This window comes from Methylobacterium sp. GXF4 (genome assembly GCF_000272495.1).
In the GTDB taxonomy this organism is placed as follows: Bacteria; Pseudomonadota; Alphaproteobacteria; order Rhizobiales; family Beijerinckiaceae; genus Methylobacterium; species Methylobacterium brachiatum.
The window spans coordinates 1-8,632 of the sequence record NZ_AKFK01000118.1; the positions used below are offsets into that span (position 1 = coordinate 1).

Sequence of the window (8,632 nt, forward strand, 5' to 3'; positions counted from 1 at the left end):
GGGGCGGGCCCCGCTGGTAGGACGACCCGGATCAGATCCGGGCCGGGGCCTTCTTGAGCGCGGCCGCGAAGGCCTTAAGCTGGCGGTTCAGATCCGCCAGCTCGTTCAGCGCGATGGTCTTGTGGCCATCGCGGACCGCGCGCTCGATATCCTCGACCTGGAGGCTGACGACGCGGCGGATGGCGGTGGCGACTTGTTCTCGGGTCATCGATGCGAGCGTCTCGTTCGAGCGTCCTGGCGGGCCTCAACGGACGGCCGAAACACGGCCGCCGACACCGCTCGGTGATAGGCCGGTAGGCTTAACCGTTGGTGTCCGCAGGCCCCGCCATCCCCGCAAAACCGGGCGCTCCGCCCCCTACCGCGCACCCTCGATCTCGCCGCGCCGCATCGGCATCGCATCGATCGTGGCGAACAGCTTCTGGGGCGGGATCGGCGCCGCGGCGGTGAGCTTGGCGCCGCCATCCTTGCCGACCAGCACCGCCCGGAATTCGCCCGCCGGCAGAGACAGTTGCGCGCGCAGGCTCCGGGCCTCGGGCGTATCCCCGACCGCCTCCACCACCACGAGGTCGCGCTCGGCCACGCCGCCGCGCATCGGCCCCAGGGCCGCACGCTGCGCCCGCAGGTCGGTGTCCGCCGGATCGGGGGCCGACAGCACCAGCACCCGGGACCGCCAGCGATAGGCATCGAGCGGTCCGGCCATCGCGGCGCCGAGGGTCAGGGCGGCCAATCCGAGGCCGATCAGGGTGGTGCGCATGCCGCCTCCGTCTGAAGCCGATCCCGGTCAACGCGCGGGGCGCCCCATTGGCCGCCACCGCCTCGCGCCCCAGATCGGGGGTCGCAGGCAGAGCATCCGGGAGCCTTTCATGAATGCCGTGAACCGCCGCATCGTCCTGGCATCGCGCCCGCATGGGGAGCCGAAGCCGGAGAATTTCCGCCTGGAGGAGGTGCCGGTGCCGGAAATCGGGCCCGGCCAGATCCTGCTGCGCACGCGCTGGCTGTCCCTCGACCCGTATATGCGCGGCCGGATGAGCGACGCGAAATCCTACGCGACCCCGGTCCAGATCGGCGACCCGATCACCGCCGAGGTGGTCGGCGAGGTCGTCGCGTCGCAGAATCCGGACATCCCGGTCGGGGAATTGCGGACGGCCTTCGCGGGCTGGCAGGAATACTTCGTCACCGACGGCAAGGGCACCCGCCGGGTCGATCCGGAGGCCGCCCCGCCCTCGACCGCGCTCGGCGTGCTCGGGATGCCGGGCATGACCGCCTATACCGGGCTGCTCAATATCGGCCAGCCCAAGCCCGGCGAGACCGTGGTGGTGGCCGCCGCCGCCGGGCCGGTGGGGTCGCTGGTCGGGCAGATCGCCAGGCTGAAGGGCGCCCGGGCGGTCGGGATCGCGGGCGGGCCGGACAAGTGCCGCTACCTCACGGAGGAGCTCGGCTTCGACGCGGCGGTGGACCATCGCGGCCCCGACCTGCCGGGGGCGCTGGCCGCGGCCTGCCCCAAGGGCATCGACGTCTATTTTGAGAATGTCGGCGGCGCGGTCTTCGCCGCCGTGATGCCGTTGCTGAACCCTTTCGCCCGGATCCCGGTCTGCGGCCTGGTCTCGGCCTACAATGCCACCGAGGTGCCCCCCGGCCCCGACCGGCTGCCCGCCCTGATGCGCTCGGTGCTCACGAACCGCCTGCACATCCAGGGCTTCATCGTCTGGGATTTCGCCGACCAGGCCGAGACCTTCCGGCGCGAGGTCGGCGACTGGATCCGGGCCGGCAAGGTCCGCTACCGGGAGGACGTGGTCGAGGGCCTGGAGAAAGCCCCGGAGGCGTTCATCGGCCTGCTCAAGGGCCGGAATTTCGGCAAGCTGGTTGTGCATATCGCCTGAGCGCGGCTTGCCGCCAAATCAGAACAGAGATAGAACATCCACGTTTGGCAGGTTGCGGATAGCGGGCACAAACCCGCACCGCAGGTTGCCGCCCCGACGGCCCGGGCGCATGAGTCGCCGGCCGCCGGGCCAAGGCCCAGTGAGATCCGTACGGTGAGGAGAGAGCGATGGCGGGCAGCGTCAACAAGGTGATCCTGGTGGGCAATCTCGGGCGCGACCCGGAGATGCGCCGCCTCGGCTCGGGCGACCCGGTCTGCAACCTGCGGCTGGCGACCTCCGAGTCTTGGAAGGACAAGGCGACCGGCGAGCGCAAGGAGAAGACCGAGTGGCACTCGGTCGTGATCTACAACGACAACCTTGCCCGGGTGGCCGAGCAATATCTGCGCAAGGGCTCGAAGGTCTATATTGAAGGCCAGCTCCAGACCCGGAAGTGGACCGACAATTCCGGCGTCGAGAAGTACACCACCGAGGTGGTGCTCCAGCGCTTCCGGGGCGAGATGACGATCCTCGACGGCCGCGGCGGTGGCGGCGGTGACTTCGCCGGCGAGGACGAGGGCGGCGGCCAGATCAGCCGCGGCGGCGACTCGGGCGGTGGCCGGGGCGGCGACCGCGGCGGTGATTTCGGCGGCGGCCGCGCCCAGGGCGGCGGCGGTGGCGGACGCCCGGCCCCGGCTTCGTCCGGCGGCGGCGGCGGCGCGCGCGGTGGGTACGACCTGGACGACGATATCCCGTTCTAGTCCCGCAGGGCCGCGTCCGGATTCCGGGGCGGCACAAGCATCGCGACCCGATGATGCGTGTTCAGGACCAAGGCCTCGGCCTTGGTCCTTTCTGTTTCAGCGCTCTCCGGCGTGCGGTCGAGCGTTCGCCGCCGGCCGCGACCTGGGCGGCCGTCTGCTGGCCGAGTTCGCCCGCGAGCGCGAGCAGATCGACGCGACCCTGCAGACATCGAGGAGCGCAACGCTCCTAGCACAGCGAGGCTTCAAGCGCTGAACGCAGCCCCATCGTCCTTGCGCGCGCAGGGAAGCAACCCAGGGACACGCCACGTCCGGAAATCGCGCGCCGTCCTGGGTTGCTTCGCTGCGCGCGCAAGAACGGTGACGGCGTCATGGGCGCGATCTGCGCCGCTCAGGGCACCGGCCCGCCGGCCCATGACCGGCCCCCGCCCTCACGGGAGATGCCGCGACAGCGCCACGCCGATGCGCTCGATGGGAATGTGCGGCTTGCTGGCCCCGCAACGACCAGAGGCCGCCGCGCGCTCCGTGGAGAGCTCCTTCGAGGCCTGCTGCGCTCCCGCCTCAGGATGACGGGGATGGCTTGGAGAGGCGCCGGCCAGAATCAGGCAAGCGCTTGCTACACCGTGCAGCAACGCGGTCCGGCGCGATAGACAGCTCAACGACACCGCCGAATATTGATAATTTTTGATTGACCTCCGCATGCGATATGGATTTACTGTACATCGCATCGTACATCCACCCTGGCGGATGTGGCTTTCCGGCGGCGACGAGACCCGGATCGCTTGAGCATTGATCAACGGCCGAGCCGTTCGATCACGAGACTGACAACACCGGGACCAACCCGGGGGTCGGACGGGTCCTTGATCTCGGGAACGTGTCTGCGGCGCGCCCACCCCGTGGGGCGGTTCGCGTGCGCCTGATTTCGGAGCGTGACAGCGTCGACGTCTCGATCGAATCCGGGAGCCGGAAGATGTCAGATCCTTGTGCGATCGCCGATTACATCACCGAAGCCGAGCAACATATCCGGAACGCGGAAGCGATCCTGAACGACCTCGAAGAGGTCCGGTCGAGCGAGGCCCGGCGATTGCGCGCCTGCATGTATATCGCCGCGATGAAGCGGTTGAAGCGCATCATCGAGACCCACCGGACCGGCGAGGAGGCCGAACCGGACGCGCTGCCGGCGCCGGTCATGCCCGGCCAGCCGCGGCTGTTCTGGTGGCTCGCCTCGAGACCGGCGAGCGAGGGCCGCGTCTTCCGGCGCCGCGCCGGCTGATTCGCCGGTGATCGGGCCGGCGGCCCGAGAGGAATGGACGATCAGGGGCGCGACCATGCCCAAGCGCATCGTGATCTGGTGCCTGCCGATCCTGGTCCTGATCATGCTCCTGCCGACGAGGCGGGTGGCCGGGCGGGATCAGCGTGCGCCGGTCCATCAGGCGGACGAGATCGAGACCCTGGTCAACAAGGCCGCCGACCTGATCGAGAGCGAGGGCAGGACTGCCTTCGCGGCGTTCCGGCGGAAGAACTCGCCCTGGCGCTACGGCGACGTCTACCTGTTCGTGGTCGACCTGCACGGGGTCGTCCTGTTCAACGCCGCCCATCCGAGCCGCGAGGGCCGAGACCTGCTCCAAGAGCACGACGCGGCCGGCAAGCAGTTCCACAAGGACTTCATCGCCGTGGTGCGGGAATCCGGCTCCGGCTGGGTCGATTACATGTTCCCGCGGCCCCGGCGCAGCACGCCGGAGGTCAAGTGGAGCTACGTCTGCGGGACGAGCGTGGACGGCACCCCCGCGCTGGTGGGCGCGGGGGTCTACGTCGAGTGAGGCGTGCGCCTCACAGCATCGGCATGCCGCCGGTGACTGGCACCAGGGCGCCCGACATGAAGCTGCCCTCGCGCGAGGCGAGCAGCACATAGGCCGGGGCGAGCTCGGCGGGCTGGCCGGCGCGGCCGAGGGGCGTCTGGGCGCCGAGCTCTTCCAGCTCCTCGGGGCTCTTCACGATCGGCTGGATCGGGGTCCAGACCGGGCCGGGCGCCACGCAATTCACCCGGATGCCCTTGGGGGCGAGCAGGTTCGACAGGCCGATGGTCAGGCTCGCGATGGCGCCCTTGGTGGCGGCGTAGATCAGCATGTTCGGGCCCGCGACCTTGGCCTGGACGCTGGTCGAGTTCACGATCGCCCCGCCCGGCTTCATGTGCGGCACGGCGGCCTGGGCGAGGTAGTACATCGCGAAGACGTTGGCCCGGAACGAGCCCTCGATATCGGCGGCCTTGAGGTCGTCGAGGCCCTCGTTCACCACCTGGGCGGCGGCGTTGTTGACCAGGATGTCGAGCCGCCCGAACGCGGCCATGGTCCGGTTTACCAGCGTCCGGCACTGGGCCTCATCGCGGATGTCACCGGGCAGGAGCAGGCAGCGGCGGCCGGCCTTCTCGACCCAGGCCTTGGTGTCCTCAGCATCCCCCTGCTCGACGTCGAGATAGGAAATCGCCACGTCGGCGCCCTCGCGGGCATAAGCGATCGCCACCGCTCGGCCGATGCCGGAATCGCCGCCGGTGATCAGCGCGACCTGGCCGGCGAGCAGGCCCTTGCCGACATAGCTCTCCTCGCCGTGGTCGGGCCGCGGCGTCATCTTGGAGGTGAGACCCGGCCGCTCCTGCTGTTGGTCGCCGGGAAACGGAGGCCGGGGACCGGCCTCGCGGGGATCGTCGGTCATCGGGGGCGGCTTCCTGCAGGACCGGGCCAAGGGCGTTGGGGCCGCGTGCCGGGCCCGGCCGTCACAGACACGCCGCCGATGCTGAAGCGTGTCTCAGAAGGCCCGGTCGCGGGCGGCGTGCGGGCCGCCGTAGCGCCGGCGCAGGAAGGAGACGACCTTGGGGAGAAGGAGGGCGATCAGGATCTTGCGCATCGGGCCGGCTCGCATCGCGGGTTCGTGAACCAGCAATGCGTAAGGGTCACGGCAGTTCCGCGCCGCTCTCACAGCTCGAGGGTGAGCGTCACCGGGGCATGGTCCGAGGGCCGCTCCCAGCCGCGGGCGTCGCGCAGGACGTCCACCGAGCGGACCGTGCCGGCGAGGTCGGGCGAGACCCAGGCATGGTCCAGGCGCCGGCCCTTGTTGGCGGCCGACCAGTCCGGCGAGCGGTAGCTCCACCAGGTGTAGATCTTCTCGGGCTCCGGGGTGAGGTGGCGGGCCGTGTCGATCCAGCCGGCCTCCCCGCGCAACAACTCCAGGGCCTCGGTCTCCACGGGGGTGTGGCTCACCACGTCGAGGAGCTGCTTGTGCGACCAGACGTCGTGCTCGAGCGGCGCGACGTTGAGGTCCCCCACCAGGATCGCCGGGCCGGCGACGCGCTTGCCGCCCCAGGCGCGCAGCTCCGCCAGGAAATCGAGCTTGTGGGCGAATTTCGGATTGAGGTCGCGGTCGGGCACGTCGCCGCCGGCCGGGACGTAGAAATCGTGCAGCACGATGCCGGCGGCGGCCCCCGCCTCCGGCCCGAGCACCGCCGAGATGTGGCGGGCGTCCGGCTTCTCGCAGAAGCCCATCACGCCGCGGGTGTGCAGGGGGAAGCGCGACAGGATCGCGACGCCGTTATAGCCCTTCTGGCCGGCGAACATGACGTGCTCGTAGCCCGAGCCGCGCAAGGCCTTGAGCGGGAAGGCGTCGTCCGGGCACTTGGTCTCCTGGAGGCAGAGCACGTCCGGCTTGTGCTCGGCCAGGAAGCGCAGGACCAGGTCGATGCGCAGCCGCACCGAGTTGATGTTCCAGGAGGTGACGGACAGGCGCACGGGTCGGGTCTCGGGTTGGGAGTTCGATCAGGCGTTACGGCAGCCGGCTAACCCGCCCCGTCATCCCGGGGCCGCGAAGCGGAGCCCGGGATCCAGAACCGCAGGTTGGGCGAAGTCTTGCACCGTCAGCGGCTCTGGATCCCGGGCTCGCCTGCGGCGCCCCGGGATGACGGCGTGGCGGTGGTTCGCCCCCGCCGATCGATCAGTTGGGCTGCGATTGCTGGATCTGCTGCTGCATCGTCTTGTCCTCGGCGCGCCCGTAATTGATGAAGAACAGGCCCGCATCGACGCTTTTGGGCTTCTGCAGGTTCGAGAGCTGCACCGTGGTGATGTAGCCCTGCGGATCGGTGATCCGCCACTGCGACAGGGTCTTCATCTCGGCATCGAAGAACAGCTGAATCTTCGAGGTGCCCCCGAGCGTCGCCCGATCCTCCAGGCTGATGCGCACGCCGCCCGGATCGTTGGTGACGTCGGTGACGGTGAGATCGCGGGCGAGGTCGATCTTCTCGCGCAGCAGGAATTTTAGCGGCGTCTGGGCGATGAAGTAGAGGTCCTGGGTGGCGAGCTTGCGGTCGCGCACCGCCACGGAGGTGCCGTCGGCCACCACCTCCAGCGGTGAGGGCTGGTCGTAGTCGAAGCGCAGGCGGCCGGGCTTGGCGAGCGTCAGCTTGCCGCCGATCCGGCGCCCGTCCGCGCCGATCTGCATGAAGTTGCCCGTCAGGGTGTTCATGCCGTTGAAATACGCATTGGCCTGCGCGAGCACCGTGGCGGCGTCGGCCGGCTCGGACGCGGCCAGCGCCGCAGGGCCGCCCACGGCGGCGACCTTGGGCTCGGTGGCCTTGTGGTCGGCCTTGTCGGACGTCTTGGCGCCGGGCTTGGGGCTGCCGGTCTTCGGCGCGTCCTTGGCAGCCGAATCCTTCGCGGCGGGCTTGGACGCCGGCTTCTTGGCGGCCGGCGCGGGCGCGGCCGGGGCGGAATCCGGCTCCGGGGCCGGCTCCTCCTTGCGGCCGAACAGGCTGTCGATGAACGCGCCGACCTGCGCCTGCGCCGGGGCGGCGGGGGCGAGCCACAGCCCGGCGGCGATCAGGGAGCCGGCTGTGCGGGTGCGGCGGCCGATCATCGGCAGAACCTCCTGGGCGCCCGGGCGGGCGATCCGGCAGACATGGGAACGGACGGGGCTTAAAGCCCCGCCCTGTGGCGAAGATGCGACGCGCCGGGCCGCGACCCCTCGGATCGCGGCCCGGCAGCGGCCTCACTCGTCGTCGTACATCCCGCTCGAGGCGTGCGGCGCCCCGGCGACCAGGATGTCGCGCTTGCCGGCGTGGTTGGCCGGGCCGACGATGCCCTCGATCTCCATCCGCTCCATGATCGAGGCGGCGCGGTTGTAGCCGATCTGGAGCCGGCGCTGGATGTAGCTGGTCGACGCCTTCTGGTCGCGCAGCACCACCTCGATCGCCTGCTTGTACAGGTCGTCGGACTCGCCCCCGGTCGCCGCCGCGAAGGCGCCGATATCGAAGACCGGGGCCTCCTCGTCGGGCTCCTCGGAGCGCTCGACCTTCTCGGCCTTGGCGCCGCGCCCGGACTTGCCCTCCTTGACCGGCTCCTCCGGCGAATCGTCGGCGGTGACGGCGTCGAGGTAGGAGGGGCGGCCCTGGCGCTTGAGGTGGGCGACCACGCTCTCGACCTCGCTGTCCGAGCAGAACGGCCCGTGCACGCGGGTCGTGCGCCCGCCGCCGGCCATGAACAGCATGTCGCCCTGACCGAGGAGCTGCTCGGCGCCCATCTCGCCCAGGATCGTGCGCGAGTCGATCTTGCTGGTCACCTGGAAGGAGATCCGGGTCGGGAAGTTCGCCTTGATCGTGCCGGTGATCACGTCCACCGACGGGCGTTGCGTGGCCATGATCAGGTGGATGCCGGCCGCACGCGCCATCTGGGCCAGACGCTGGATCGCGCCCTCGATGTCCTTGCCGGCCACCATCATCAGGTCGGCCATCTCGTCGACCACGATCACGATGTAGGGCAGCGCCGAGAGGTCCATCGCCTCCTGCTCGAACACCGCCTCGCCGGTCTCGCGGTTGAACCCGGTCTGGACCGTGCGGGTGATGACCTCGCCGCGCTCGCGGGCCTCCTTCATCCGGGCGTTGTAGCCGTCGATGTTCCGCACCGCGATCTTGGACATCTTCTTGTAGCGCTCCTCCATCTCGCGCACGGCCCATTTGAGGGCGATCACCGCCTTCTT

At 70.0% G+C, this 8,632-nt stretch carries 10 protein-coding genes; 4 read left to right on the plus strand and 6 right to left on the minus strand.

Annotated features, from left to right (window positions below; all coding sequences use genetic code 11):
* Positions 1 to 31: 31 nt before the first annotated feature.
* Both WYO_RS31875 and WYO_RS28495 read right to left on the minus strand, forming a co-directional pair.
* The gene (locus WYO_RS31875) at positions 32 to 208 is read right to left on the minus strand and encodes a hypothetical protein (protein ID WP_007569379.1); all 177 of its coding nucleotides are present in this window, start codon (positions 206 to 208) and stop codon (positions 32 to 34) included.
* A 147-nt stretch (positions 209 to 355) separates the two neighbouring features.
* Positions 356 to 754: a DUF4174 domain-containing protein gene (locus tag WYO_RS28495; protein WP_007569381.1), complete on the minus strand. Its 399-nt coding sequence runs from the start codon at positions 752 to 754 to the stop codon at positions 356 to 358.
* Between the two features lie 109 nt (positions 755 to 863).
* On the opposite strand from WYO_RS28495, the gene WYO_RS28500 reads away from it, so the two are divergent.
* From WYO_RS28500 to WYO_RS28515, 4 genes are all read left to right on the plus strand, one after another.
* Positions 864 to 1,880 carry an NADP-dependent oxidoreductase gene (locus WYO_RS28500; protein WP_007569384.1) on the plus strand — a complete coding sequence of 339 codons (1,017 nt, stop codon included), beginning with the start codon at positions 864 to 866 and terminating at the stop codon, positions 1,878 to 1,880.
* 167 nt (positions 1,881 to 2,047) lie between these two features.
* Complete coding sequence (gene ssb / locus WYO_RS28505) at positions 2,048 to 2,617, plus strand: single-stranded DNA-binding protein (protein WP_007569385.1); 570 nt, start codon at positions 2,048 to 2,050, stop codon at positions 2,615 to 2,617.
* A 967-nt stretch (positions 2,618 to 3,584) separates the two neighbouring features.
* Positions 3,585 to 3,887 (plus strand): hypothetical protein, encoded by a 303-nt coding sequence (locus WYO_RS28510; RefSeq protein WP_007569386.1) that lies wholly within the window; start codon positions 3,585 to 3,587, stop codon positions 3,885 to 3,887.
* Between the two features lie 55 nt (positions 3,888 to 3,942).
* Positions 3,943 to 4,434, plus strand: a complete 492-nt coding sequence (locus tag WYO_RS28515) for a cache domain-containing protein (RefSeq protein WP_007569387.1) — start codon at positions 3,943 to 3,945, stop codon at positions 4,432 to 4,434.
* A gap of 10 nt (positions 4,435 to 4,444) precedes the next feature.
* On the opposite strand, the gene WYO_RS28520 is transcribed toward WYO_RS28515, so the two are convergent.
* From WYO_RS28520 to WYO_RS28535, 4 genes are all read right to left on the minus strand, one after another.
* Entirely contained in the window at positions 4,445 to 5,323 is an 879-nt protein-coding gene (locus WYO_RS28520; protein ID WP_007569388.1) for an SDR family oxidoreductase, read from the minus strand.
* A gap of 260 nt (positions 5,324 to 5,583) precedes the next feature.
* Positions 5,584 to 6,393: an exodeoxyribonuclease III gene (xth, locus tag WYO_RS28525; protein ID WP_007569390.1), complete on the minus strand. Its 810-nt coding sequence runs from the start codon at positions 6,391 to 6,393 to the stop codon at positions 5,584 to 5,586.
* 202 nt (positions 6,394 to 6,595) lie between these two features.
* Positions 6,596 to 7,513, minus strand: a complete 918-nt coding sequence (locus tag WYO_RS28530) for an outer-membrane lipoprotein carrier protein LolA (RefSeq protein WP_007569391.1) — start codon at positions 7,511 to 7,513, stop codon at positions 6,596 to 6,598.
* Between the two features lie 132 nt (positions 7,514 to 7,645).
* Positions 7,646 to 8,632 (minus strand): FtsK/SpoIIIE domain-containing protein (locus WYO_RS28535; RefSeq protein WP_007569392.1); only part of this gene is annotated, 987 nt, incomplete at its 5' end.

Bases quoted from the DNA above. Each gene is read 5' to 3' on its own strand.
- WYO_RS31875 (WP_007569379.1), bottom strand. From the start codon at position 208: ATGACCCGAGAACAAGTCGCCACCGCCATCCGCCGCGTCGTCAGCCTC.
- WYO_RS28495 (WP_007569381.1), bottom strand. From the start codon at position 754: ATGCGCACCACCCTGATCGGCCTCGGATTGGCCGCCCTGACCCTCGGC.
- WYO_RS28500 (WP_007569384.1), top strand. From the start codon at position 864: ATGAATGCCGTGAACCGCCGCATCGTCCTGGCATCGCGCCCGCATGGG.
- ssb (WP_007569385.1), top strand. From the start codon at position 2,048: ATGGCGGGCAGCGTCAACAAGGTGATCCTGGTGGGCAATCTCGGGCGC.
- WYO_RS28510 (WP_007569386.1), top strand. From the start codon at position 3,585: ATGTCAGATCCTTGTGCGATCGCCGATTACATCACCGAAGCCGAGCAA.
- WYO_RS28515 (WP_007569387.1), top strand. From the start codon at position 3,943: ATGCCCAAGCGCATCGTGATCTGGTGCCTGCCGATCCTGGTCCTGATC.
- WYO_RS28520 (WP_007569388.1), bottom strand. From the start codon at position 5,323: ATGACCGACGATCCCCGCGAGGCCGGTCCCCGGCCTCCGTTTCCCGGC.
- WYO_RS28530 (WP_007569391.1), bottom strand. From the start codon at position 7,513: ATGATCGGCCGCCGCACCCGCACAGCCGGCTCCCTGATCGCCGCCGGG.